This is a genomic window from Pseudomonas sp. PDM26 (genome assembly GCF_019219185.1).
Classification (GTDB): domain Bacteria; phylum Pseudomonadota; class Gammaproteobacteria; order Pseudomonadales; family Pseudomonadaceae; genus Aquipseudomonas.
Genome location: NZ_JAHUWC010000004.1, coordinates 282,795 through 307,640, shown reverse-complemented (window position 1 = coordinate 307,640; position 24,846 = coordinate 282,795). Strand labels below are relative to the sequence as shown.

Annotated in this window: 21 protein-coding genes; 5 read left to right on the top strand and 16 right to left on the bottom strand. The window is 61.8% G+C overall.

Features of this window, described 5'->3' with window-relative positions; genetic code table 11:
- Nucleotides 1–124: 124 nt before the first annotated feature.
- The 8 genes from KW849_RS10880 to KW849_RS10845 form a co-directional block, all read right to left on the bottom strand.
- Nucleotides 125–466, bottom strand: a complete 342-nt coding sequence (locus KW849_RS10880) for a potassium channel family protein (protein ID WP_218429423.1) — start codon at nt 464–466, stop codon at nt 125–127.
- Nucleotides 467–800: 334 nt separating this feature from the next.
- On the bottom strand, nt 801–2,444 hold the full coding sequence (locus KW849_RS10875) for a fatty acid--CoA ligase (protein ID WP_218429422.1): 1,644 nt from the start codon (nt 2,442–2,444) through the stop codon (nt 801–803).
- A gap of 24 nt (nt 2,445–2,468) precedes the next feature.
- Nucleotides 2,469–4,247, bottom strand: a complete 1,779-nt coding sequence (locus tag KW849_RS10870; protein WP_218429421.1) for an acyl-CoA dehydrogenase C-terminal domain-containing protein — start codon at nt 4,245–4,247, stop codon at nt 2,469–2,471.
- A gap of 7 nt (nt 4,248–4,254) precedes the next feature.
- Complete coding sequence (locus KW849_RS10865; protein ID WP_218429420.1) at nt 4,255–6,774, bottom strand: RND family transporter; 2,520 nt, start codon at nt 6,772–6,774, stop codon at nt 4,255–4,257.
- Nucleotides 6,775–6,790: 16 nt separating this feature from the next.
- Nucleotides 6,791–7,882: a YCF48-related protein gene (locus tag KW849_RS10860; RefSeq protein WP_218429419.1), complete on the bottom strand. Its 1,092-nt coding sequence runs from the start codon at nt 7,880–7,882 to the stop codon at nt 6,791–6,793.
- 168 nt (nt 7,883–8,050) lie between these two features.
- Complete coding sequence (locus KW849_RS10855; protein ID WP_218429418.1) at nt 8,051–9,409, bottom strand: DUF1329 domain-containing protein; 1,359 nt, start codon at nt 9,407–9,409, stop codon at nt 8,051–8,053.
- 41 nt (nt 9,410–9,450) lie between these two features.
- On the bottom strand, nt 9,451–11,454 hold the full coding sequence (locus KW849_RS10850) for a DUF1302 domain-containing protein (RefSeq protein ID WP_218429417.1): 2,004 nt from the start codon (nt 11,452–11,454) through the stop codon (nt 9,451–9,453).
- Nucleotides 11,455–11,577: 123 nt separating this feature from the next.
- Nucleotides 11,578–12,144: an alpha/beta hydrolase gene (locus tag KW849_RS10845; protein ID WP_218429416.1), complete on the bottom strand. Its 567-nt coding sequence runs from the start codon at nt 12,142–12,144 to the stop codon at nt 11,578–11,580.
- Between the two features lie 356 nt (nt 12,145–12,500).
- On the opposite strand from KW849_RS10845, the gene KW849_RS10840 reads away from it, so the two are divergent.
- Nucleotides 12,501–13,517 (top strand): AraC family transcriptional regulator, encoded by a 1,017-nt coding sequence (locus tag KW849_RS10840; RefSeq protein ID WP_218429415.1) that lies wholly within the window; start codon nt 12,501–12,503, stop codon nt 13,515–13,517.
- A gap of 236 nt (nt 13,518–13,753) precedes the next feature.
- Here the strand turns inward: KW849_RS10840 and KW849_RS10835 are convergent, their stop codons facing one another.
- From KW849_RS10835 to KW849_RS10805, 7 genes are all read right to left on the bottom strand, one after another.
- Nucleotides 13,754–14,764, bottom strand: coding sequence for a YeiH family protein (locus tag KW849_RS10835; RefSeq protein WP_218429414.1), 1,011 nt, complete (start codon nt 14,762–14,764; stop codon nt 13,754–13,756).
- A complete protein-coding gene (locus tag KW849_RS10830) occupies nt 14,761–15,087 on the bottom strand; it encodes a Rieske 2Fe-2S domain-containing protein (protein ID WP_218429413.1) in 327 nt (108 codons plus the stop codon). Before KW849_RS10830 ends, KW849_RS10835 begins: the two co-directional genes overlap by 4 nt.
- Nucleotides 15,084–15,746: a DsbA family oxidoreductase gene (locus tag KW849_RS10825; RefSeq protein ID WP_218429412.1), complete on the bottom strand. Its 663-nt coding sequence runs from the start codon at nt 15,744–15,746 to the stop codon at nt 15,084–15,086. The genes KW849_RS10830 and KW849_RS10825 overlap by 4 nt, the downstream gene beginning before the upstream one ends.
- Nucleotides 15,743–17,074, bottom strand: a complete 1,332-nt coding sequence (locus tag KW849_RS10820) for an MFS transporter (RefSeq protein WP_218429411.1) — start codon at nt 17,072–17,074, stop codon at nt 15,743–15,745. Before KW849_RS10820 ends, KW849_RS10825 begins: the two co-directional genes overlap by 4 nt.
- A 92-nt stretch (nt 17,075–17,166) precedes the next feature.
- Nucleotides 17,167–18,219: a 3-keto-5-aminohexanoate cleavage protein gene (locus tag KW849_RS10815; RefSeq protein WP_046040235.1), complete on the bottom strand. Its 1,053-nt coding sequence runs from the start codon at nt 18,217–18,219 to the stop codon at nt 17,167–17,169.
- A gap of 128 nt (nt 18,220–18,347) precedes the next feature.
- Complete coding sequence (locus tag KW849_RS10810) at nt 18,348–19,196, bottom strand: TauD/TfdA family dioxygenase (protein ID WP_108229043.1); 849 nt, start codon at nt 19,194–19,196, stop codon at nt 18,348–18,350.
- Between the two features lie 13 nt (nt 19,197–19,209).
- Nucleotides 19,210–20,190, bottom strand: coding sequence for a quinone oxidoreductase (locus KW849_RS10805; protein WP_218429410.1), 981 nt, complete (start codon nt 20,188–20,190; stop codon nt 19,210–19,212).
- A 202-nt stretch (nt 20,191–20,392) separates the two neighbouring features.
- On the opposite strand from KW849_RS10805, the gene KW849_RS10800 reads away from it, so the two are divergent.
- The 4 genes from KW849_RS10800 (at nt 20,393) to KW849_RS10785 (ending at nt 23,657) form a co-directional block, all read left to right on the top strand.
- Complete coding sequence (locus KW849_RS10800; protein ID WP_218429409.1) at nt 20,393–22,312, top strand: alkaline phosphatase D family protein; 1,920 nt, start codon at nt 20,393–20,395, stop codon at nt 22,310–22,312.
- 141 nt (nt 22,313–22,453) lie between these two features.
- Nucleotides 22,454–22,945, top strand: a complete 492-nt coding sequence (locus KW849_RS10795; RefSeq protein WP_218429408.1) for an adenylate kinase — start codon at nt 22,454–22,456, stop codon at nt 22,943–22,945.
- Between the two features lie 206 nt (nt 22,946–23,151).
- Nucleotides 23,152–23,406, top strand: coding sequence for a type II toxin-antitoxin system prevent-host-death family antitoxin (locus KW849_RS10790; protein WP_218429407.1), 255 nt, complete (start codon nt 23,152–23,154; stop codon nt 23,404–23,406).
- Entirely contained in the window at nt 23,403–23,657 is a 255-nt protein-coding gene (locus KW849_RS10785; RefSeq protein WP_015093589.1) for a Txe/YoeB family addiction module toxin, read from the top strand. The genes KW849_RS10790 and KW849_RS10785 overlap by 4 nt, the downstream gene beginning before the upstream one ends.
- An 8-nt stretch (nt 23,658–23,665) precedes the next feature.
- Here the strand turns inward: KW849_RS10785 and KW849_RS10780 are convergent, their stop codons facing one another.
- The gene (locus KW849_RS10780) at nt 23,666–24,841 is read right to left on the bottom strand and encodes an aspartate aminotransferase family protein (RefSeq protein ID WP_218429406.1); all 1,176 of its coding nucleotides are present in this window, start codon (nt 24,839–24,841) and stop codon (nt 23,666–23,668) included.
- Nucleotides 24,842–24,846 lie beyond the last annotated feature (5 nt).

The following is a 24,846-nucleotide window of genomic DNA, read 5'->3' as shown; positions in this document are numbered from 1 at the left end:
TGCCCACGGACTGCTGGCTGAACAAAACCTGTAGGAGCGAGCTTGCTCGCGAAGGTCGTCAACGATAACGCGCGAATCCTGGATAAGCGCGGTGTCCTTGAGAGCTTCGCGAGCGAGCTCGCTCCTACACACCCTTGCGTGTCGCCGTCACCGTCACTTCAATCGCCCGGACACTGATCGCCGCGAACGTCGCGGTCATCAGCACGCCGTTGAAACCCAGCAACACTGCCAGCACTCGCGAGACGCCCAGTTTGGGCACCAGTTCTCCATAGCCGATGGTCAGGCCCGTCACGAAGGCGAAGTAGACACCGTCATCAGGGCTCCATCCTTCCAGTTGGGCGATGATGAGGCCGAACGCAATGATCACTAACAGCAGTATCGAGAAGATCGGCCAGACCACTTTGAAGTAGAACCAGACGGCTTTGTAGAACTCGTGGCGGACGTTTGATGCGCGGGTGAAGTTCATGTCGTGGGCTTCCTGGGATTTGACTGACCGGCAATTGAATACGCGGCGGTTCAATACCCCGTTCAGCTTGGCACAAGTACTGAAAACTGCGACCAACGGGGCGTTATCTTTGGCGAGGACTATGACAAAGATGACGCCAACCGGGCTATCCAGAAACCGCCCGCTGCTGGACTCGTTGTAGGAGCGAGCTTGCTCGCGATGGATTCGAGAACGCGGCGTTTAACCAGTGAGCACGCGTTATCGTTAACGACCTTCGCGAGCAAGCTCGCTCCTACAACAACAACAACAACAACAACAACAACAACAACAACAACAACAGTGGCAGGCTTATCCCTCAGTTCGTTTCCGTTTCCCGAATCAGCTTCTTGTTGATCTTTCCGACGCTGGTCTTGGGGATTTCGGCGACGAATTTGAACTGCTTGGGGATCGCCCATTTGTTGATGCGCCCGCCGTCGACGAACGCTTGCAAATGCACCTCCAGAATCTTGCGGTCGAGGTATTGCCCCGGTTCGCAGACGACCATGGCCATCGGGCGTTCGCCCCATTGTTCGTCGGCAATGCCCACGACGGCGACGGACATCACGGCCGGGTGTTCGCTGATCAGGCTTTCCAGTTCCAGGGAGCTGATCCACTCGCCGCCGGTCTTGATCACGTCCTTGATGCGGTCCTTGATTTCCACGCCGCCCAAAGCGTCGATAGAGGCCATGTCGCCAGTGTGCAGCCAGCCGTTGTGCCACAGCTCCGCGCCTTTGTCCGGGGCTTTCAGATAGCCCTGGGTCAGCCACGGAGCGCGCACCACGATCTCGCCCAGGGACTCGCCGTCATGGGCCACGTCGTTGCCGTCGGCGTCGATGATCTTCAGGTCGACCATCGGCACCGGTGTGCCGGTCTTGATGCGAATCGGCAGTTGCGCTTCGGCGGACAGCTGCAAGTCTTCGTCGCGCAGGTAGGTCAGGCACAGCAACGGGCAAGTCTCGGACATGCCGTAGCCGGCGTGCACCACCATGCCTTTGGCACTGGCTTCGCTGGCAACGCCGAGGGTCAGCGCACTGCCACCGAGGAGCATTTTCCAGCCGTCGAAACGGGTCGCCTTGCCTTCCTCGCAATTGAGGATCATCTGCAAAATGGTCGGCACGCAGTGGGAGAAGGTCACCTTTTCTTCGCGGTACAGCCGGACCAGGCTGTTGGGCTCGTAGCGGCCGGGGTAGACCTGCTTGATGCCCATCAGGGTCGCGACATAGGGCACGCCCCAGGCATGCACGTGGAACATCGGCGTGATGGGCATGTACACGTCGTCGGAGCGCAACAGCGGCGCACCTTGATAGACGCCCAGAGTGCCGACGGCATTCAGGGTGTGCAGGACCAGTTGCCGGTGGCTGAAGTACACGCCTTTCGGGTCGCCGGTGGTGCCGGTGGTGTAGAACAGCGTGGCGACCGAGTTCTCGTCGAAATCGGGGAAGTCGTACTGGTCCGGGGCCAGGGACAGCAGGTGCTCGTACTCGCCCAGCACCGGTAGCGAGGTCGCAGTCGCCTCGTCATCGGTGAGCTGCAGGTAGCCTTTTACGGTGTCCAGCCGTCCGTGGATCTGCTCGACCAGGGGCAGGAAATCATCATGCACCAGCACCAGGTCATCCTCGGCGTGGTTCATGGTGAACAGCACCTGCTCCGGCGACAGGCGAATGTTCACCGTGTGCAGCACCGCGCCGATCATCGGCACGGCGAAGAAACACTCCAGATAACGGTGGCTGTCCCAGTCGAGCAGGGCCACGGTGTCACCGGCCTTGACCCCGGCCGCCGTCAGCGCATTGGCCAGGCGGCGAATACGCTTGTTGAGGGTCTCGTAGCTGTAGCGCAGCTTGTCGGCGTAGACGATTTCCCGGCCCGGCTGGTAGCGCACGCCGGACAGCAGCAGTTGCTTGATCAGCAACGGATAGGCATAAGCGCCGTCGGCGGGCGGGATTATTTTTGTCGCCATCATGATTAAGGTTCCTTGTCCTTTCGATCAGAACTGATCGGCTTGCAGCTCGTAGAGGCAGTCGCTGCCGGCCTTGGCCGATGCGCTCAACGAGTGGATACGCGGCAGCAACCGGGCGAAGTAGAAACGCGCGGTGGCCAGTTTGCTGGTGTAGAAATCGTCCTCGGCATCGCCGCTCATGACGACCTTGGCCATGCGCGCCCACATGTAGGCGTACGCGGTGTAGCCGAACACGTGCAGGTACTCGACCGAGGCCGCGCCGATTTCGTTCGGGTTGTTTTGTGCCCGGTCGAGCAACCACGCGGTCAGTTCGTCGAGGGTGTCCACGGCGGCGTTCAACGGCTGGGTGAACTCGCCGAGGTCCGCGCAGGCAGTGGCCGTGAAACTGCGGATTTCCGAGGCGAACAAGCGGTAGAGCGCCCCGCCGCTGCCGACGATCTTGCGCCCGGCCAGGTCCAGGGACTGGATGCCGTTGGTGCCTTCGTAGATCTGGGTGATGCGCACATCGCGCACCAGTTGCTCCTGGCCCCATTCGCGGATGTAGCCGTGGCCGCCAAAGACCTGCTGGCCGTGAATGGTGGTTTCCAGGCCCATGTCGGTGAGGAAGGCCTTCGCCACCGGGGTCAGCAGCGATACCAGGTCCTGCGCGCGCTGGCGTGTCGGTGCGTCTTCGCTGTACTTGGCGATGTCCAGTTGCAGGGCCACGTAGCTGGAGAACGCACGGCCGCCTTCGTTCAAGGCTTTCATGGTCAGCAGCATGCGGCGCACGTCCGGGTGCACGATGATCGGGTCGGCCGCTTTGTCCTTGTGCTGCGCGCCGGTCGGTGCACGGCTTTGCAGGCGGTCACGGGCGTAGGCGACGGCGTTCTGGTACGAACGCTCACCCTGGGCCAGGCCCTGGATGCCCACGCCCAGACGCTCGTAATTCATCATGGTGAACATGGCCGCCAGGCCTTTGTTCGGTGCGTCGACGATCCAGCCGGTGGCACCGTCGAAGTTCATCACGCAAGTGGCGGAGGCCTTGATGCCCATCTTGTGTTCGATGGAACCGCAGGACAGCGCGTTGTTTTCACCCAGCGAACCGTCGGCATTGACCAGCACTTTCGGCACCAGGAACAGCGAGATGCCTTTCGGTCCGGCCGGCGCATCGGGCAGTCGCGCCAGTACCAGATGGATGATGTTTTCGGTGAGGTCGTGCTCGCCACCGGTGATGAAAATCTTGCTGCCGCTGACCTTGTAGCTGCCATCGGCCTGGGGTTCGGCCTTGGTGCGAATCAGGCCCAGGTCGGTACCGGAATGGGCTTCGGTCAGGCACATCGAACCGGTCCAGGTGCCGGCGTACATGTTCGGCAAGTAAGCCGCTTTCAGTTCTTCACTGGCGTGGGCCTTGATCGACAGGCAGGCGCCGGCGGTCAGCATCGGGTACAGGCCGAACGACAGGCTGGCCGAGTTGACCATCTCCTCGACCTGAGCGGAAATCGCCTTGGGCATGCCCATGCCGCCGTACTGCGGATCACCACCGACACCCACCCAACCGCCCTCGGCGAAGGCTTGATAGGCCTGGGCGAAACCGTCCGGAGCGGTGACCGCGCCATTGCTCCAGGTGCAGCCCTGTTCGTCGCTGGCGCGGTTCAGTGGCGCAATCACTTCACCGCTGATCTTGCCGGCCTCTTCGAGGATGGCGGCGGCGGTCTCTTCATCGATCACGTCGGCCAGGCCGGGCAATTGCGCCCAGAGCCGGGACACCTGGAAAACCTCGTTGAGTACGAAGCGCATGTCGCGCAGGGGAGCTTTGTAATCAGACATCTTGGCTTTACTCGGAAGTGGTCACGACATGGGGCATGCCGGGACGTTCAGTGGATTCAGTGGTTTCGCCTGCCGAAACAGAACCGGGCTGCGGTGCCCGTTCGCGCAACAGGAACCAGGACAGGGCCGGGATCAGGATCAGCGCGCCGAGCATGTTCCACAGGAACATGAAGGTCAGCAGGATGCCCATGTCGGCCTGGAACTTGATCGGCGACCAGACCCAGCACACCACGCCGGCGGCCAGGGTGATGCCCACCAGCCCGACCACTCTGCCTGTGAACGACACGGCATTGCGGTAAGCCTGGGACAACGGCAGGCCCTGACGCTGGAAGTGCAGTTGCACGCTGAGCAGGTACAAGGCGTAGTCGACGCCAATGCCCACGCCGAGGGCGATCACCGGCAGGGTCGCGACTTTCACGCCGATGCCCATGGCCACCATCAAGGCTTCGCAGAGGATCGAAGTCAGCACCAGCGGCAACAGCGCCACCAGCGTGGCGCGCCAGCTGCGGAAGGTGATCAGGCAGAACAGCGTCACTGCCGCATACACGTAGAGCAGCATGGTGCGGTTGGCTTCGCGCACCACGATGTTGGTCGCGGCCTCGATCCCGGCGGTGCCGGCGGCGAGCAGGAACTGGCGATCCGCGGTACTGTTTTCCTTGGCGAACTTGTCGGCAATCGCCACCACGGCATCGAGGGTTTCGGCCTTGTGATCCTTGAGAAAAGTGATCACCGGCATCAGCGAACAGTCGGTGTTGAACAGCTCCGGGGAGTTGACCGAGGCTTGTTGCGCGGCGTAGTTGAGCACGTCCTGGTTGCGCTGGATGCTGTTGAGCTTGGGGTTGCCTTCGTAGGTGCCGGCGGTGATCTGCCGTACGGCGTTGACCAGCGAAGCCGTGGCCTGCACCCCCGGGTACTGTTGCAGCTCCCAGGCCAGGCGGTCGGCGAGGACCAGGGTCTTGTAGTTCAGGCAGCCTTCCGGCGCCGTCTTGATCATCACCGCGAACAGGTCGCTGGACAGCGCGTAATGCTGGGTGATGTAGGCGTTGTCGCGGTTGTAGCGCGAGTCGGCGCGCAACTCCGGCGCCCCGCTTTCCAGGTCGCCGATCTTCAGGTTCAGGCTGACCATGAAACCGCCGATGCCCATCAACACCGCAACCAGAACGGCGCCCGTGGCCCATTTGGCGGTGGTGAAGCGATCGAGCGCGTCCCAGAGTTTGCCGAAGCCTTTGTGCTTCTCTGCGCGGTTGTCGATTTTCAGCGCACGCTCGGCCGCTTTCGCGCCCACACCGACATAGGACAGCGCCACCGGCATCAGCAGCAACGAGGTGAAGATCAGCACCGCGACACCGATGCTAGCGGTGATCGCCAGGTCCTGGATCACCGGAATGTCGATCAGCATCAACACGGCGAAGCCCACGGCGTCGGCCAGCAGCGCGGTGACACCGGCGATGAACAGACGGCGGAAGGTGTAGCGCGCGGCGATCAGTTTATGGGTGCCACGGGCGATGTCCTGCATGATGCCGTTCATCTTCTGCGCGGCATGGGACACGCCGATGGCGAAGATCAGAAACGGCACCAGCACCGAGTACGGATCGATGGCATAACCCAGCCAGGCGACGATGCCCAGTTGCCAGACCACCGCGATCAGCGAGCAGCCGACCACCAGCAGGGTGCTGCGCACGCAACGGGTGTAGGCGTAGATGATGATCAACGAAGTGGCCACGGCCAGGCCGAAGAACATCATCACCTGGATCAGGCCGTCGATCAGGTCGCCCATGAGCTTGGCGAAGCCGATCACCCGGACCTTGTAATGGCCGGTGCCTTCGACCCCGGATTTACGCGCATCGTTGTCGCCGGCGTATTCGATCTTGTCGCGCAACTGCTCTTCGAGCATCTGCGAGAAGGCGTGGTAGTTGATGCGTTGACCACCGGCGGCGGCTTTGTCCATCAGCGGCACGACCAGCATGGTCGACTTGAAGTCGCTGGCCACAAGACTGCCCACCAGACCGGCGCGGGAGATGTTCTGGCGTAATTGTTCGATTTGCTCAGGCTGACCCGAATAGCTGTCGGGCATCACCGGGCCACCCTGGAAGCCGTCCTCGGTGACTTCGGTCCAGCGCACCGCCGGGCTCCACAGCGACTTCATCCAGGCACGGTCGACGCCTTCGGTGAGGAACAACTGGTCGTTGACCTGCTTGAGCACGTCGAGGTACTCGGGGTCGAAAATGTCACCCTGGGTGTTCTCGACCACGACGCGCACCGAGTTGCCCAAGCCGCGCAGCGAAGCGCGGTTTTCCAGGAAGTTCTGGATGTACGGCTGGCTCTGGGGAATCATTTTTTCGAAGCTGGGGCGCAACTCCAGGCGAGTCACGGCCATGAAGCCCAGCACCACGGTGGCGAGCGCCATCAGCAGCATGAACAGCGGACGGTAGTTGAACACCAGCCGCTCGAGGAGGTTGCCGGAGCGACGATCGAAATCACGCAGATCGCGAATCACCGGCATGGCGTCTTGTTTGATATTGCCCATGTCTGGGTTCTCGCTCTTAGGGTTCGAGGGCTGGGTCGGCGGACAGCGTCCGGGCACCACGGCTGCCTGCCAGCACCAATGCGCCATCGGCGGACTGGGTGGCGCCGGCGACCGGGGTCGGTGCCGGTTGCTGCTTCAGATGCAACTGCGCGCCCGTCCCTTGGCTGACCAGCATCTGCCCGCCCTGGGTGAACAAGCGATAATTGCCACGGGCATCGATCAGACCCGCGGTGATGCTGACGTGCAGGCCGCTGTCCAGCGCAGTCCAGCTCTGGCCGCCGTCGGTGCTGCGCAGCACGTTGCCGCGCAGACCGTAGATCAGCACTTCGCCGGGCTTGCCGAGCACGCCGAAGAAGCTGCCTTGATAAGGCGTTGGCACGGCATTGAAGCGCTGGTCGCTGTCGTCCCACTTGAGCAACAGGCCTTGCTCGCCAGCGATGTACACACCGTCGCCGGTGGAGGCGATGGCGTTGAGGTGAAAACCCTGGGGGTTGTCGGTGCGGTCCTGGAATGGCGTCCAGGTCAGGCCACCGTCGTCGGTGCGCAGGATCAGGTTGAACACGCCGACTACATAGCCGGTTTTGTCGTTGGCGAACCAGACGTCGAGCAGTGGTTTGTCCGCGCCCTGGTCGGCTAGCTTCTGGCCCTCGGTGACCAGCAGCGGCCATTGCTCATTGCCCGGTTCAGCGCTGGCCAGCGCCGTGTAGTGCTTGACCAGCAAGGCGCCGATCTGACGACCGTCGAGCTGTTTTTGCCAGGTCGCACCGGCGTCACTGCTGTGCAGCACCACGCCGTCATTACCCACCGCCCAGCCTTGGGTGGCAGTCGGAAAGTTCACCGCAGTGAGGTCGGCGCTGGCCGGCACGGAGGCCTGCTGCCAATGCTTGCCGGCATCATCGGAAAACAGAATATGGCCACGCTGGCCGACGGCGATCACGCGCCCGCCGGCGCGGGCCATGCCGGACAACGGGCTATTGATCGCCAAGGCGCTGACCCTGGCAGGCAGGTCCAGCACATCGACGTACTCGGCCGCCTGGGTGACGCCCTGCGACAGGCCGAGCACGACACCAAACGCCAGCCGCAAAATATTATTTTTATACGAACACATACTGCGTCCTCTTCGGAAAACCGCGCCACACCTCGCGCCGTGCAGCTCATGCCGCTGTAGGAGCGAGCTTGCTCGCGATGGTCGTGAACGATTACGCGTGCTGTCTGGATGCCCGCGTCGCCCTCTGGTTCATCGCGAGCAAGCTCGCTCCTACACAATGCGTTTGGCTTAGCGAATGCCGGCGCCGGCGAGGGATTCCGACGACCACTGCGCCTTGGAGAGCGGCTCGATGTACTTGATGCCGCCGTAAGGGCCGACTACGCCGTTGATGTTGTACGAACCACCGACCAGGTCGTAGATCATGAAGGGCGTCGAATCCGGCACCTGCTTGTCGTAGCTCTGGCTCAGGAAGGCAAACGAACCACGATAAAGCTGACCACGGGCGTCATATTGATCCGAGGCCAAAGCGGTCCAGCTGTCTTCGTCGAGGTAGAAGCGGCGCTTGGCGTAGATGTGACGGGCACCGGCCTTGAGGTTGCCTTCGACGACCCACACGCGGTGTTTTTCCCAACGCACGAAGTCCGGTGACAGGTGATTGGCCGTGGTCAGCGACTTCGGATCCTGCACGTAGGTCAGCTTGTAGGTGTTGTAGGGCACGATCATTTCCTGCTTGCCGACCAGTTTCCAGTCGTAGCGATCCAGTGCACCGTTGAACACGAACACGTCATCGTAGGTGCCCGCACCCGCGGTGCCCGGGTTGGGCGTGTCGTAGGCCAGGCTCGGCGCCAGTTTCACTCGACGCTGCCCCGGCAAGTACTGCCAGGCGCGGCGCGGTTGCTGCAACGGATTGGCGGCGTCCTTGAGCATGATCGCCTCACCGGCGCGGCGCGCAGGGCCGGTGTACGCCAGCTTCATTTGGTAGTACACATCGGCGCTGCTGATCGGCTGCGAGAGGTTTTCATAGATCGGGTAGGAGATGTTCGCCTGCCCGGTGGTCGCCAGGCTAGGAACGCCCGCGGAGTCAACGTTCCAGGAGTCGTACTTGGAGCTGATGCTGACGCCTTGGTAGCGCAACAGGAAGTTCCACATCGCTTCGTTGCCCGACTGCGGAATCGGGAACGGAATGCCCGGCAGGACGTTGTCGATGGCCAGGCCACCTTCCAGGGACTTGGCGCCACTGGCGTTCTTCACGCCGTTATCCAGAATCGCCTGGGGCAGCGACACAGTGCGGTGCGTCGGAAACACGTCGACACGGAACGTCGGGAAACGCTTGGCCAGTTCTACCGTGGTCGCCGTGAGCAGGCCCTTGTACTGATCGACGTTCTTGCCGTCGATCACCAGTACCGGCTTTTCACTGGCAAACGGGTCCGGGCGCATGCTGTCACCGGCTTTGAAACTGGCCGGCGGCGTGGTCAGGCCACCGTTGTAGGCAGGAATGGAACCATCAGCGTTCCCGGCTTTTTCAGCGCCTGCCTGTGTCAAGCTGGTGCCCAGTTTGGCAGCTTCCTGGGTTGAAACAGCGGCCTGTGCCTGGGCGGCAAGGACCATGGCCAGCGAAGCGGCCAACACGGTTTGTGCGAATTTCATCTTGTTATTCTCCTGCTTGCATTGAGCAAATCAGTGGTGAATCAAAAGGTTGTTTTCATCGTCAGGTACACCGCGCCACGGTCCTCAGTCGTGGCACCACCTCCGGAGAAGGACGAGTAGCCACCGGCGAAACAGGCGTAGTTTTCGTTGCCGCTAAAGGCGTTCGGGGTGGAGCCGTCACCGCCGGTCGGGCCGGTACTCACACCGCTGGTGTTGCACTTGTCGGTCTGGCCAAAGGAGTCCACGTACTTCAGGTCAACGAAGTATTTGTTGTACACAACGGCACCGACGCCCACGGCATAGTTGCCGGTGTCCTTGGCACCGCCACCGGAGACCGGTGACACGCCGGCGAGACCGACGTTGACCGACATCGGCGCGTTGAGGTCGACACCGGGAAACACCTGGTACCAGGTCGGTGTGAAGTTGACCGCGATGCCCCAGTTGTCCCGGGTCGGCGCGTCGATACCGCGATAGCTGTCCTTGCCCTTGTAGAGAGCTTCGTTCTTGCTATCGAGCTTGAGCAGGTTGCTGTAGTACAGCTCGGCAAGCACGGTTGCCTGATCGAACACCGGCGTTTTCGGCAGGGTCATCAGACCGTTGAGCGTCCAGTGCAAGGTGTCACCGGTGGCGCTCATGCTGTCGCCGCGGCTCGGGGTGTCGTAGACCACACCGGTGGCGTCGGTACGAGCAGGCAGCAGACCAAGCCCTTGCCCCAGGCCCAGCGGGCTGCGGGTACTGACGATCGCCGGGATACTGGCCAGCGGCATGTTGTGACGGATGTTCAGGTCCGAACCGACGCTGATCCCGCCCACGTCCTTGGACAGGCTCAGGCCGACGATCTTGATGTTGTCGGCATAGGCCATCTGATAGGTGGCGGTGTCCAGCGAATTGAGGGTGTTGATCACCGCCGGCACTTGCCCTGCCGGCCGGGTGCCGTTCGGGTTGGCCGAGGTGATGCCCCTGGCGTCCAGAAAGGCTTGCGGCAGGATTTCCGAGGTTTCGCGGTAGTAAACGCCGAGGGTGCCATCCAGCCAGGCCGGTGACCACTTGGCCATGATGCCCCAGTCGCCGCTGCTGCCCGGTGTCAGGTCATGGCCGCGACGCACGTTGGTCAACGCGTTGCACGGCGCCAGGCCACAACCCAACGGACTGCCAGGCACCACGCCGTTGGTGTTGCCGAGCAGGAACGATTGCGCACCAAAGCCGACCAGGTCGGAACCACCGTAGTAAGTACCGGCTTCCGGCAGACGCGCGGCGTCCCAATCGAGGAAGTACTGGGCACCCACGGTCAACTCGGGATTGACGGTGAACGACATCGACAACTGGTTACGCGGAACAAACAGTTCCTTGGCTTCGGTGCCCGGCGACGCGGCCAGCTTGGCCAGGTCGAGGCCGGACTGGCCGTAGCTGACCGAGTGCACCGGGTTGAGAATGGTCTCGCCCCAGAACACGTTGTGCTGGCCGGCCTTGACGCTGAGCATCGACTCCTCGCCCACTTCGGTGCTGTAGAACACGAAGGCATCGAGGATTTCGCCCGAAGGACCGCTGTAGTAGCGCTGGGCATAGTTGCTCAGGTGCGAGCTGCCATTGCCGACGTTGTCATGGGTGACCCCGGCCAGGCGCGGGTCGTTGGCGATCAGGCCCGAACGCGCATCGTTGCCGTTGACGAACGGGTTGGAATTGGAACCAGTGTTGTCATAGGCCTTGTCGTACCAGCTGGCGGCGCTGACGCGAAAGCCCATGGCGTTCTTGTAGACCACGTCCATTTCGGTCAACAGGTCGATACGGTTGGTGATGTTGGTGCCGGCCTTGCGGAAGTTGTAGTCGCCGTCGTTGTTGTTCGGCGTTCCCAACATGCGTTTGTCGGCGCTTTCGGTGCGCACGCCGTAGTTGTACTTCACGGTGTTATCCAGACGCGCGGTCCAGTCCGGATTGCCCAGATCGAGCTCGAACCCATGGGCCGCCGGCGCGATGACAGCCAGAATGGCCGAGGCCAGCAAGGTGTAGCGCGCTACGGTGCAGCCGTGACTCTTATTGTTGTGCATTGCGTTGTCTCCGCCTTTTTGTATTTGTTTTAAGCGCAGCCGCCCTCGCGCAAGCCTCTCTGGGTTTGCGTTTAAGGAATGAGGGCAAATGCCGGTGGCGTACTGCCAGTCCAGCTCCTTGTACTAGCGATCCAGCTCCAGGATGAGTGCTTCGGCTTGCTGCCAGTGGCCAAATCCTGCGGCCGGATTGAGATGGCCGACATCGCCCAGATCGAGCAATTCGGCGCCCCAGCCTTCTGCCATGCGGGTGACCGCAGCAAGACTGGCAAGGTGATCGTTGGTGCTGCCGGCCACGATGCTGCGAAATGGCAGCGGGCCTTGTGGCAGAGGATTCCAGCCCTGGCTACGCAGGGTTTCGGAAGAAGGATAGTTTGCCGGCCAGACCGCATCGAGGTCCGGTGGCGCGGCCAGCAAGGCGCCCTTGATCGGACGGCTGTAGTGCGCAGCCCAGTGCGCGACCATCAGCACGCCGGCGCTGTGGGCCACCAGAATCACGGGCCCGTCGATCTGCTCGAGTTCGTGTTGAATCGCCCGGACACGGGCCATGCAGTCGAGCTTGTCGGTCGTAAGCGGCGCAACACTGCGTACGTTGCTCAGCCTGGCTGCAAGCAATGTTTGCCAATGTTCGGCCACGTGCTCGCGCAGACCCGGAACGATCAGAATGGTGGCGGCAGTTTGCAGTTTGTCCACGGTCAACACCTTCGCTTTCTCGATAACTCGACTGGCTGTTTTCGCCAGGGGCTTTTTGTAGGGTCGACATTAAAGAGCGCCCACCCTAAGCGCTTTACATTGGACGTCAGGCACTTTTCTTTTGATGACAAATTGTCGGACACTCGGTCGCCGCGACCGCTGGTCGAGAAATCCCCCAGGTTGGCGCAAGGTCACTGTAATCAACGGATGAGCGCTGATCGCTCCCTGCAGCGTAGAGGATGGGTGGCCGGACAGCACGAAATCCATCAACGACATGACAACTGTTCAACTGTTGATACGCTGGATATAGTCGCCACGCTCACGCCAACCGCCATCGGCCCAGGGAAGACTTTCGCATGACCAAGCTTGTTCGCGCCGCTGTCTTGACCAACTACCTGGAGGTCACCCAGTACCTGGGTTTCAACCCGCGCGACGTGCTGGCCGCTGTCGGCCTGAGCAGGGCCCAACTGCAAGCCCCTGAACACCGCATCCAGATCGATGCCGCCGTGCGGTTGCTGGAAGACTCGGCCGCCGCCAGCGGCTGCCAGACCTTCGGCCTGAGCATGGCCGAGTCGCGCCAGCTCTCGGACTTCGGCGTGGTCAGCCTGCTGCTCAGCCACCAGCGCACCCTGCGCGATGCCTTGCAGGTCGTGGTGGATTACCGACACCTGATGAACGACTCGCTGGCGATCTTCATCGAAGAGGCCGGCAAGATGGTGATCATTCGCGAAGAGGTGGTCACCGAAACGCCCATGCCCAGCCGCCAGGCCACGGAGCTGGCCATCGGCGTGATGTTCCGGTTGTGCTCGGCCCTGCTCGGCTCGCACTGGCACCCCTACAGCGTCAACTTCATGCACCAGCCACCGGACAACCTGCACCTGCACCGCCGCCTGTTCGGCTGCAACCTGGAGTTCGGCAGCGAGTTCAACGGCATCGTCTGCCCGGACGTCAGCCTCGACATGACCAACCCCAATGCCGACCCGGCCATGGCCCGCTATGCCCAGGGCTACCTCGACTCGCTGCAGAACCACGAAGGCGCCTCGATGCTGTTCGAGGTGCGCAAGGCCATCTACCTGTTGCTGCCCATGGGGCGCGCCACCATCGAACAAGTCGCCCAAAGCCAGGGCATGAACGTGCGCACCCTGCAACGCCGCCTCAAGGATGACGGCTGCGCCTTCAACGACGTGATCAACGACGTGCGCCGAGATCTGGTGCTACGTTACCTGGACAACCCCAACTACTCCCTCAGCCGCATTGCCGACATGCTCGGCTACTCGATGGCGAGTTCGTTTACGCGGTGGTTTATCAGCCAGTTTGGTATGCCGCCGGCGACGTGGCGGGCGCAGAAACAGGCGGGGACGAAGCCGTCCTGACAGCCCGGCAAAAAAAAACGGCGACTGCTGGTACAGTCGCCGAAAAGAGCGAATTTGGAATTGAGTCCCTTGTGGGAGCGAGCTGTGGCGAGGGGGCTTGTCGGAACGCCGCACCGCCCCGTTGGGCTGCGAAGCAGCCCCAAAATTTCCGACGTATCGAAGATCTTGTGAGTGCTGCGCACTCAAACGGGGGCAAGCCCCCTCGCCACAGCTCGCTCCCACAGGTTTCGTGATGCCTAGAAACCCCAGCGCAGCAACAACAGCACCAGCACCACCAGGAACACCGTCTCCCCCACCATCAGCAGAATCGGCTTGATTCCGACCGCCGCCAGCTCCCTGAGCCGGGTCTTCATGCCCAGGGCACTGATGGAAATCACCAGGCACCAGCGCGACAGTTCGTTGACCGATCCTTGCACCGCCGGCGCTATCCAGCCGGTGCTGTTGATGCAGGCCAGTATCAGAAAGCCGACGGCGAACCACGGCAACAGCGGCGGGCGCTTGCCGGTCGGGTCGGCGCCTTGCATGCGGGTGATCATCGCCGCGGTGACGATCACCGGCAGCAGCATCGCAACTCGCATCAGCTTGACCACAGTGGCGGTGTCACCGGTCTCGGTCGACATGCTGTAGCCGGCGCCGACCACCTGGGCCACGTCGTGGATCGTGGCGCCGAGGAATACGCCTGCGACCTGCGGCGACAACTCCAGCCAGTTGGCGATCATCGGGTAGACGATCATCGCCAGAGTCGACAGCGCCGAGACGCCGATGACGGTGAACAGTGTGGCGCGTTCTTTCTGCGGATGGTTCGGCAGCGCCGCCGCCAGCGCCAGGGCCGCCGAGGCGCCGCAGATGGCCGTCGCGCCGCCGGTGAGCATGCCGAACAGGCGCTGGAAGCCCAAAGCCTTGGCGGCGATCACAGACACGCTGATGGTCACCACCACCAGGATCACCACCAGCGCTATCGGCTTCCAGCCCAGCGCCGCCATTTGCTCCAGGGTGATGCGCATGCCCAGCAGCGCCACGCCGATGCGCAGCACCGTGCGGGCGGTGAACTCGATGCCGGCCTTGCACGGCCCGTCATCGGCGAGAAAATTCAGGGCCATGCCCAACAACAAGGCGAACAGCATGACCGGCGCACCGTAGTGCTCGGACAAAAACGACGCGGCGGCCGCCACGATCAGGCTGACGATAAGCCCCGGTGCCAGTTCGCGCGTGCGACTGTGGATGCGGGTAAGAGCAATGGCGCTCATGGCGCGTTCTCCTCGGATGCAATGACGATAAACGCCTGGCCGTCGATGGTCTCGACCGGGTAGTGGGTGACTTTGACCTGGGTGGAATTGAGCATGTAGCCGCTGCGCAAATCGAAGCGCAAACCATGGGCGAGGCATTGAATCACCCGCCCCTCAAGACGCCCGCCACACAACGAGGAACCCTGGTGCGGGCAGCTGTCGTCAATGGCGAACAACTGCCCGTCAACGTTAAACAGCGCCAGGCTTTTGTCTTCGAATTCGAACAGCGCCCGGCCGCCGGCCTGCGGGTGTTTGCCGGCAGGTACGGGAATACGCCGGGTCATGCCGGTTGCCGCTCGCGATCACTTTCCTTGAGGGCCTCGTTCATGGCCCCGAGCAGCGCCTGAGCAGGCTGTGCGCCGATCACCGTCATGCGGTTGTCGAACTTGAAGCTCGGCACGCCACTGGTCGCGTCGGGGGATCCTTCAAACGGCGTGGCATCGCCCTTCAGGCAATCGAGCAGCCCGTCCGGGGCGATGCCGCAGGAGTGAGCAATGGCGAGCAAGGTCTCACGACAGCCGAGATTTTCGCGCCTGAGGAAATAAGCGGCGAACAGCCGTTCGAGCAACATTTCACGCTGACTGGCGTTGCCCAGTGCGCTGGCACGCTCGAACAAGCGATGGGCGTCCGCGGTGTTGGGCATCGTCTCGATACGGCTGAGGTCGATGGCCAGTCCGACTGCACTGGCAGCCTGCTGTACCTGGTTCTGACGCATGGCCACCGCGTCGGCATTGCCCAGACGCTTGCGGTAGAAATCGGCGAAAGGTTCACCTTCTACCGGTATCTGCGGCAGCAACTGCACGCCATGCCACACCGTAGTGATCTGCACGTCCGGGTGACGACTGCGAAACTGCACCTGCGCATGTTCGAGTTGGCGTTTGCCGATCAGGCACCAAGGGCAGATAAAATCGAAAAACACATCAATACGTAAACGACGACTCACAACTTCACCTCTATCCCGACTGCACTGACGGGCTCAGGCACGCTATGACCCTCAAGCCGGGCAATATCTTTGTGGTAATGACACTTGGCATAAAAGAACACCGCCGCCGCCGCGAGGCTGACCAGTGGCACCAGTTGAAACGCGGCATGCAGACCGATGAGGTCGGACACGCGGCCAGTCAGGAACGGCCCGGGGGCCAGCCCCAGCAGGTTATTGGCCAGGGTCAGCGTGGCGAACGCCGTACCGTGGACGGAGTAATGGGTCAGGTTGGCAACCATCGCACCGGCGGGGCCAGTGGTGCCGGTGGCAATCGCCATGCCCAGACAGATCAGCGCCAGTTGCACAGGCCCTGCCGACAATGCGAACGCTGCCGACAGCAGCAGGCAACTGCCCAGGCAAAAACCAATGGCCAGGCTGACCTTGCGCTCCGGCGAGTTGCGACACAGACGATCACTCAACATGCCGCACAGAATCATCCCCGCACCGCTGCACAACACGATGATTGCCGCCATGCCGCCGGCCTTGTCGGTGGGCATGTCGTAGTAGCGGTTGAGGTAGCTGGGAATCCACACCATCACCGTACCGCCGACGAACAACTGCAAACCGCTGGCGATGTAGGTCGACACCACCGAACGGCTGGACCACAGCGTGCGCAGCGGACGCTTGACCGCCGCAGCCGTCTTGTTCGCAATCTGCGCGGCACGTTGTGGCGCAATGCGCGCTTCCTTGACGATGAGCGGGTAAAGCACCGCCAGAAACAGGCCAAACAGCGACATGCCGGCGAACGACCAGCGCCAGCCCAGCTTGGCGGCAATCGCACCGCCCAAAGCCATGCCCAACACCGAACCGAACATCCCGCCAGCCATGAAGGCACTGGCCAGGGTGGCGCGCATGTGTTTGGGGAACACCGAAATCACGACCGCGATGCCCACGCTGCCGTAGGCGGCTTCGCCGACGCCGACCATGAACCGCGCGATGAACATCTGCTGGTAGTCCTGAGCCAGCGCGCAACCCAGGGTCGCCACGCTCCACAGGAACGCCATCAGCGCCAGGCTCTTGACCCGGCCGAAACGGTCGGCCATCAACGACAGCGGAAACGTCAGCAGGCCGACCATCAGGGCAACGATGCCGCTGAGCAAACCGAGCTGTCCGTCGCTCAACGCCCACTCAGTCTTGAGCAGCGGGAACACCGCGTTCAGTACCTGACGCGACATGTAATCGGAAATCAACAGGCCGAACGTCAAGGCAAAGACGATCCAGGCATATTGGCGCGCAACGCCGACTCCGCTGGAGTCGTCATCGTCAGCGGCTATTGGGTGAAAGGCCATGCAGCCTCCTCAAGAGCTTTGTTTTATTTTTGTTATCAAGCGTGTAACGGTCGGGCGGACGAGAGGTCACGGCCTCTCGTCCCGACCCTCAGTCAGCCGCGTTGTGGCGTACCTTTCTGCCCAGCCTTGCGGTTGGGGGCCATGCCGTTGGCCAACAGGGTCTCTTCGATGGTTTCGTACTGCACGCCGATGCGGTAGATCTCGCGGGCTTCTTTGCCGGTGGCGATTTCACGGCCCAGTTCATGGGCAATACGCACGGTTTGCTGGATCTGCGCAACCGAGCCGAAACGATCGCCCTTGTGGTCAATGATAGTGTCTTCATTGCCCACGCGCGGGTGCATGCCCATGGCCATCGACATGGTGTTGAACGGCATGACGTTCTTGAGCAGCGATTCGGAGGTCAGGGTGCAGCCGTCCGGCGCGCGGTGGATGAAGTTGAAGAAGTTGAACGGGTTCGGGCCGTCGAAACCGCCGCCGATGCCGATCCAGGTCAGGTTCAGCGGGCCCTTGTAGACGCCACGGCGCACCAGGCGCTCGAGGGTTTCCATGGCGTGCATGCCGGTCAACTGGAAGTGTGGCTGGATGCCGTTGTCCATCAGGCGCTTGAGGTGCTCGGCAACCCAGCCCGGACCTGCCGGTACGGTCATTTCGCTGTAGGCGGCGTGGATCAACGGGTTGTCCAGGGAAGTGCCTTTCAGGTACTCCGGGTACAACAACTCCATGATGTTCATTTGCGTGGTGTTGATCGCGACCGTGACCTGGTCCGGCTTCGGCGTCAGCTCGGCCAGCATGTGGCGAGTGTCGTCGGACAGCCACTTGGCCGCTTCGCCATCGCTTTCCGGAGCGAAGGAAATCGAGCCGCCGACCTGGATGATCATGTCCGGCACGGCTTCACGCACACCGGCGATCAGTTCGTTGAACTTCGACAGGCGCTTGGAGCCCTTGCCGTCCAGTTCACGCACATGCAGGTGCAGCACGGTGGCGCCGGCTTCGTAGCATTCGACCGCTTTCTGGACTTGCTCATCCATGGTCAACGGGATGTCTTCCGGGAAGTCTTCGGGCATCCACTCCGGGCCGTACGGGGCCACGGTAATGACTACCTTTTCCATGTTTTCCGGGTGCAGGGAATCGTCGAAGAATTGCATGGTTACTCCAGTTCTTATGCCAGTTCTTATGATTGTTCCGTCCACCCGGGGTCGTGCCGGGCGGACATGTTTACGAATGCAAATGCTACGAGTGCGAATGCTGCGAGTGCGACGCAGGTGGCGTTCGATCAGAACGTCTTGTCGCCGATAATCCCGGCACGCTCCATCTTGCGATGGCACGGCGGGTAATCCATGACGGCGTAGTGCTGGGTACTGCGGTTGTCCCAGATGGCGATGCTGTTGGGCTTCCAGCGCCAGCGCACCTGATACTCGGGGATGTATGCCTGGCTGATCAGGTAGCGCAGCAACTCGCCCGCGCCGGGGTTGGCGTCCTGGCCGAAGCGCACCCGCTCAGGGGTGTGGTAGTTGCTGAAGTGGGTGGTGAAGGCGTTGACGAACAGCACCTTCTCGCCGGTTTCCGGATGGGTGCGCACCACCGGGTGCTCGGCGTCCGGGTACATCGCCTTGAGCGCCAGGCGTTTTTCAATCGGCATGGCGGCACCGAAGCTCGCTTCGATGCTGTGACGGGCGCGCAGGTCAGCGATCTTGACCTTTACGTCTTCCGGCAAGTTCGCATAGGCCTGGACCATGTTGGCCCACATGGTGTCGCCGCCCACTGGCGGGCATTCCACGCAACGCAGCACGCAACCCATCGGCGGTGCTTCGCGCCAGGTGGCATCGGTGTGCCAGGCGTTTTCGTAGCGGTCCATCGGCTGGTCCGGATTCTTGTAGATCCGCACCAAACCCGGATGATCCGGATCGCTGCCGGCCACCGGATGATCTTCCAGCTCGCCGAAGCGCCGGGCGAAGGCCACGTGCTCGGCGCGGGTGATGTCCTGGTCTCGCAGGAACACCACGCGGTGCTTGAGCAACTGGGCACGAATCTCGGCAAACAGACCGTCGTCATGCACCGCGTCGGCCAGGTTGACGCCGATCAGTTCGGCGCCAATGCTGCAGGTCAATTGTTCGACTTTCATGGCTGGCCGCTCCTTAAACGACGAAAATCGAAGAGCCGGTAGTCTTGCGAGATTCAAGGTCGCGATGGGCCTGCACGGCATCCTGCAAGGCGTAGTGCTGGTTGATCTCGATCTTGATCCGGCCGCTGCCGACGTGGTCGAACAACTCGCCAGCCAGGGCGGCTTTTTCGGCCGGGTCGCTGATGTAGTTGGCCAGGGCCGGACGGGTCAGGAACAGCGAGCCTTTCATCGCCAGCATCACCGGGTCGAACGCCGGGATCGGGCCGGAAGCGGTACCCACGCAGACCATCAGGCCACGGGGTTTCAACGAATCCAGCGAACCCATGAAGGTGTTCTTGCCAACGCTGTCGAACACCACGTTGACGCCCACGCCGTCGGTCAATTCGCGAACGCGAGCGGCGACGTCTTCATGGCTGTAATTGATCGTATGGTCGCAACCGTGAGCCCGGGCGATTTCCGCCTTTTGCTCGGTCGACACCGTGCCGATCACGTTCAGGCCCAGCAACTTGGCCCACTGCGAAACGATCAGACCGACACCGCCGGCGGCGGCATGCAACAGGATGCTGTCGCCCGGTTTGAAGTCGTAGATGCGGCGCATCAGGTACGAGGACGTCAAACCGCGCATGGTCATCGCGGCGGCGGTCTCGAAGCTGATGGTTTCCGGCAGCTTGATCAGCGGCGCGGCCGGAATCAGGCGCTCGGTGCTGTAGGCGCCGAGGGTGTTGAGGAAACCGGTGTAGGTGACGCGATCACCGACCTCGACGTTGGTGACCCCTTCACCAACGGCCTGGACTACCCCAGAGGCCTCGACACCCATGCCGTTGGGCAACGGGATCGCATAGGTACCGTTACGGAAATAGGTGTCGGCATAGTTCAGGCCAACTGCCACATGACGAAGCCGAACCTGGCCGGGACCGGGTTCGCCGACTTCGACGTCCTCATAACGCAGGACTTCGGGACCACCGGTTTCGTAGAAGCGTACGGCTTTTGCCATTTTTCTTATTCTCCAATCTGCCATATGGGCGTGTTGCATCGAATTGCGTTGATTGGACTGTAGGACGAGGCCTGTCAGGACGCTTCTCATCAGACGACAATGGCTTTTCATTTGGTGACAGGCAGAAACGGGATCGCTCCAGCCAGTCCCGCCGCCACCTGCGCTATCATCGCCCGCCACGCCCCAAGAGTCTTGAAGCCGGATGTCCGACACGCTGCCACTGCCTGATGATAATGCCCTGCCCCCGGTCCTGGCGGGCCCGCTGTTGCGGCGTCTAGAGCCCACGCGGCTGGTACTGTGGCTGGTGGGTTCCCGGGCACTGGCGCTGACCTTGCGCTTGCAGGGCGTCGGTGATATCCGTCTCGATGCGGGGCAATGCACGGTAATTGCAGTGGGTGCACATGCCTATGTGCACTTGATCGATGTGCAACTCGATTGCGCCCTGCCCCGGGACGAGTCGATCGACTATGACCTGCTGATCGATGGCACAGAAAAAGGCATCGCCGACTGGGCGCCGCACCTGATGTATGGCGATGCCCGTTGCCCGAACTTCGTCCTGCGCGCACGGGTCGATCAGTTGCTGCACGGCTCTTGCCGCAAGCCTCATCACCCGGCGGCAGACGGCTTGCTCTGCGTCGACCAGTTGCTGGCGCAAGAACACAGCGCCAAGGACCGCCCGGCACTGCTGATGATGACCGGCGATCAGGTCTACGCCGACGATGTCGCGGGGCCGATGTTGCGGGCGATTCACGCCTTGATCAAGCGTCTGGGTCTATTCGGGGAACACCTCGAAGGCGCGGTGGTCAGCGACAGCGCCAGGCTCTACGAGCATCCGGCCAGTTACTACCACCGCGCCGATCTGCTGCCGGCGCTGCAAAGCAATGAAACCCTGCGCGAGCGTTTTTTCGGTGGTGCACGCAAGCCGATTTTCACCAGCAGCAGCGCCGACAATCACCTGGTGACCTTCGCCGAAGTGATGGCTATGTACTTGTTGGTCTGGTCGCCAGTGCCCTGGACCCTGATCGCGCCCCAGGCACCGACGCTGACGCCGGAAAGGCTCAAGCGCTACGACCTTGAACAGACGCGCATCGATGCTTTCAAGGCAGGCCTGGGCAACGTCGCCCGGGCACTGGCGCATCTGCCGACGCTGATGATTTTCGACGACCACGACATCACCGATGACTGGAACCTTAGCGCGCAATGGGAGGAAACGGCCTACGGCCATCCGTTCTCCCGGCGCATCATCGGCAACGCGCTGCTGGCGTACATGCTGTGCCAGGGCTGGGGCAACAATCCGGATGCGTTTGGTGCCCTGCTGGAAAAGGCCGGTGCGTTGAGCACCAGCGCACACCAGAGTCACCTCGACAGCACGGTTCAGGATGATTTGATCAGTGATCTGCTGAAGTTTCAGCACTGGCATTACGTGCTGCCAACCACCCCGGCCATGGTGGTGATCGACACCCGCACCCGGCGCTGGCGCAGCGAAATGAACCTCAAGCAGCCTTCCGGTCTGCTCGACTGGGAAGCCCTGAGCGAACTGCAACAGGAACTGCTGGACCACCCGAGTGCGATCATCGTTTCGCCGGCGCCGATCTTCGGCGTCAAGCTGATTGAAACCGTGCAGCGAATCTTCAGCTGGTGCGGTTATCCACTGCTGGTGGACGCGGAAAACTGGATGGCCCATCGCGGTGCGGCACAGGTGATCCTGAACATTTTCCGCCACTCGCGCACACCGGGTAACTACGTGGTGCTGTCGGGCGATGTGCACTACTCCTTCGTCTACGAAGTGCTGATCCGCCACCGCAAGGCCGGGCCGCGCATCTGGCAGATCACCAGCAGCGGCATCAAGAACGAATTCCCGGCCACCCTGCTCGAGTGGTTCGACCGCCTCAACCGCTGGCTGTACTCACCACGTTCACCGCTGAACTGGCTGACCAAACGACGACGCATGCGCATCGTGCCGCATGTGCCCGAACACGCCGAAGCCGGTGAACGGCTATGGAATTCGGCGGGGATTGGGCAGGTGTTCTTTAATGAAAAAGGTCAGCCGCAGGACATTTTTCAGTACAACGCCAATGGCTCGCCGAAGACGCGGATGATGGCGCCGGAGAGTGAGGACTAAAGGTATAGCCCCCTGTGGGAGCGAGCTTGCTCGCGATGGCGGTGTATCAGTCGACATCAATGTTGGCTTTGAGTCAGTCATCGCGAGCAAGCTCGCTCCCACAGTGATCCTCGTCAGGCACATAGGCAGAGGCAACTCGATATGGACCTCACCCGAACCCTGATCATCGGTAATTCCGGTTCCGGCAAGAGCTGGCTGGCGCAGCGGCTGGCCGAGCAACTGCGTGTGCCCTGGACCGATCTCGACCGGATTCACTGGCTGTCCGACGAACACAGCATCCCCCGTCCCCGCGCCGAAGCATTGGCCATGGCGCGGATTGCGGCGGACCAGGAGCGCTGGGTGATCGAAGGCGTGTATGGCTGGATCGCCCGCGAAATCCTGCCACAGGCGACTGCGCTGATATGGCTGAGCGTCGGGGACGAGGATTGCATGGCCAACATTCGACAACGTGAGGCCGGGCGTGATGAGCAGGACCTGTTGCTGATCGCCTTGCTTGAGTGGGCAGGCAGTTATCGCCAGCGGCAGGGGTCAAGTGGGTTTGCGGCGCATCAACGACTGTTCGAGGAGTTTTGCGGTGCGAAAATCCGTCTGCGGGATCGGAAGGAGATCGCGGCGATGGTTCATCACTCGTAAATATTCGCAGCTGCGGTCGGACAATCCTGATGGATGGCGTGTAGCTCAGAATGGGATTACATCAGTCACGGAAACGTCCTGAGGAACATTCGGCGATACTCGATACAAGCGTGGATGCACTTTCCACGTAACAACCACTCGTAGGTATCGCCTTGCCAACATGTACTCATTTCTGTACGTTCTCTGCATCAAGCGAGGACAATCACATGGAAACCATCAACTACACCAACGCTCGGGCTCACCTGGCGCAAACCATGGACCGGGTGAATGAAGATCGCGCCCCGCTACTGGTAACGCGTCAGAAAGGCGAGCCGGTGGTGATGATGTCATTGGCTGAATACAACGCTCTCGAAGAGACGGCCTACCTGCTCCGCTCCCCCGCCAATGCCGAACGCCTGATCAAGTCCATCGCCAACCTGCGAGCGGGCAAAACCAAAACCAGGCAACTGATTGAAGAATGAATATCGAGTTCACTCCTGAAGCCTGGGACGATTATCTCTGGTTCCAGCAGAACGATAAGGCAGGGCTCAAACGTATCAACCTGTTGATCAAAGCTATCCAGCGTGAGCCTTTCGACGGTCTGGGAAAACCCGAACCGCTCAAGCATAACTTGAGCGGATTCTGGTCACGCCGGATTACGGCCGAACATCGACTGGTCTACGCCGTTGAAGACGGCGAAATACGCGTCGTTATGTGCCGATACCATTACTGAGCAGAGCCTCAGCCCGCTTTCACCACCCGACTCACCCCCCTGACAATCATTTCCACCTCCCGCTCATCAATGGTCAGCGGCGGTAGCAGGCGAATGGTTTTGCCCCGCGTGACGTTGATCAGCAGGCCGTGATCCCGGGCGGCGATCAGGCTCAGGTCGCGGATCGGTTGCTTGAGTTCGATGCCGATCATCAGACCCTGGCCGCGGATTTGCGAGACGTTCGGGTTGCCCGCCAATTCTGTGCGCAATCTTTCGAGCAGGCGTTCCCCCTGAAGCCGGGCGTTTTCCAGCAGGCCTTGTTCCTCAACTATATCCAGCACGGTGCATCCGACCCGGCAGGCCAACGGATTACCACCGAAGGTGCTGCCGTGGCTGCCCGGCGTAAAAAGCTCGGCCGCCTTGCCACGGGCCAGGCAGGCGCCGATGGGCACGCCGTTGCCCAGGCCTTTGGCCAGGGTCATGACGTCCGGGACGATGCCTTCGTGCTGGAACGCGAACCACTGGCCGGTGCGGCCGATGCCGGTCTGGATTTCATCGAGCATCAACAGCCATGAGCGCCGGTTGCACAGTTCGCGCACGGCCTTGAGGTATCCCGGTGGCGCCAGCTGCACGCCGCTTTCGCCCTGGATCGGCTCCATCAGGATTGCCACGATCCGCGAGCCGTGGGCCTGTTGCACCTTGTCCAGCGCATTGAGGTCGCCGAACGGGACTTTGACGAAGTCCCCCGGCAGCTTGTTGAAACCCAGGCGCACCGCCGGGCCATCGCTGGCAGACAAGGTGCCGAGGGTACGGCCATGGAACGCGTTCTCCATGACCACCACCAGCGGCTGCTCGATGCCCTTGTGCCAGCCATGCAGCCGGGCGATTTTCAGTGCGGTTTCGTTGGCTTCGGCCCCGGAGTTGTTGAAAAACGCCCGGTCCATGCCCGCCAGCCGCGTCAGTTTTTGCGCCAGCCGTTGTTGCCAGTCGATGCTGTAGAGGTTCGACGTGTGCAGCAGCAACCCGGCCTGTTCAACGATGGCGGCAACGATTTTCGGGTGGGAGTGGCCAACATTGGTCACCGCCACACCGGCGACCGCATCCAGGTATTCGCGACCGGCCTGATCCCACAGGCGAGTGCCCAGGCCCTTGTTGAAACTCAAGGCCAAGGGTTGGTAAGTGCTCATCAGGCAGGCGGCGGTCATGACAT

Excerpts from the sequence above, each read along its gene's own strand:
- KW849_RS10880 (WP_218429423.1), bottom strand. The coding sequence starts at position 466 with ATGAACTTCACCCGCGCATCAAACGTCCGCCACGAGTTCTACAAAGCC.
- KW849_RS10875 (WP_218429422.1), bottom strand. The coding sequence starts at position 2,444 with ATGATGGCGACAAAAATAATCCCGCCCGCCGACGGCGCTTATGCCTAT.
- KW849_RS10870 (WP_218429421.1), bottom strand. The coding sequence starts at position 4,247 with ATGTCTGATTACAAAGCTCCCCTGCGCGACATGCGCTTCGTACTCAAC.
- KW849_RS10865 (WP_218429420.1), bottom strand. The coding sequence starts at position 6,774 with ATGGGCAATATCAAACAAGACGCCATGCCGGTGATTCGCGATCTGCGT.
- KW849_RS10860 (WP_218429419.1), bottom strand. The coding sequence starts at position 7,882 with ATGTGTTCGTATAAAAATAATATTTTGCGGCTGGCGTTTGGTGTCGTG.
- KW849_RS10855 (WP_218429418.1), bottom strand. The coding sequence starts at position 9,409 with ATGAAATTCGCACAAACCGTGTTGGCCGCTTCGCTGGCCATGGTCCTT.
- KW849_RS10850 (WP_218429417.1), bottom strand. The coding sequence starts at position 11,454 with ATGCACAACAATAAGAGTCACGGCTGCACCGTAGCGCGCTACACCTTG.
- KW849_RS10840 (WP_218429415.1), top strand. The coding sequence starts at position 12,501 with ATGACCAAGCTTGTTCGCGCCGCTGTCTTGACCAACTACCTGGAGGTC.
- KW849_RS10835 (WP_218429414.1), bottom strand. The coding sequence starts at position 14,764 with ATGAGCGCCATTGCTCTTACCCGCATCCACAGTCGCACGCGCGAACTG.
- KW849_RS10830 (WP_218429413.1), bottom strand. The coding sequence starts at position 15,087 with ATGACCCGGCGTATTCCCGTACCTGCCGGCAAACACCCGCAGGCCGGC.
- KW849_RS10820 (WP_218429411.1), bottom strand. The coding sequence starts at position 17,074 with ATGGCCTTTCACCCAATAGCCGCTGACGATGACGACTCCAGCGGAGTC.
- KW849_RS10815 (WP_046040235.1), bottom strand. The coding sequence starts at position 18,219 with ATGCAATTCTTCGACGATTCCCTGCACCCGGAAAACATGGAAAAGGTA.
- KW849_RS10810 (WP_108229043.1), bottom strand. The coding sequence starts at position 19,196 with ATGAAAGTCGAACAATTGACCTGCAGCATTGGCGCCGAACTGATCGGC.
- KW849_RS10805 (WP_218429410.1), bottom strand. The coding sequence starts at position 20,190 with ATGGCAAAAGCCGTACGCTTCTACGAAACCGGTGGTCCCGAAGTCCTG.
- KW849_RS10800 (WP_218429409.1), top strand. The coding sequence starts at position 20,393 with ATGTCCGACACGCTGCCACTGCCTGATGATAATGCCCTGCCCCCGGTC.
- KW849_RS10795 (WP_218429408.1), top strand. The coding sequence starts at position 22,454 with ATGGACCTCACCCGAACCCTGATCATCGGTAATTCCGGTTCCGGCAAG.
- KW849_RS10790 (WP_218429407.1), top strand. The coding sequence starts at position 23,152 with ATGGAAACCATCAACTACACCAACGCTCGGGCTCACCTGGCGCAAACC.
- KW849_RS10785 (WP_015093589.1), top strand. The coding sequence starts at position 23,403 with ATGAATATCGAGTTCACTCCTGAAGCCTGGGACGATTATCTCTGGTTC.
- KW849_RS10780 (WP_218429406.1), bottom strand. The coding sequence starts at position 24,841 with ATGACCGCCGCCTGCCTGATGAGCACTTACCAACCCTTGGCCTTGAGT.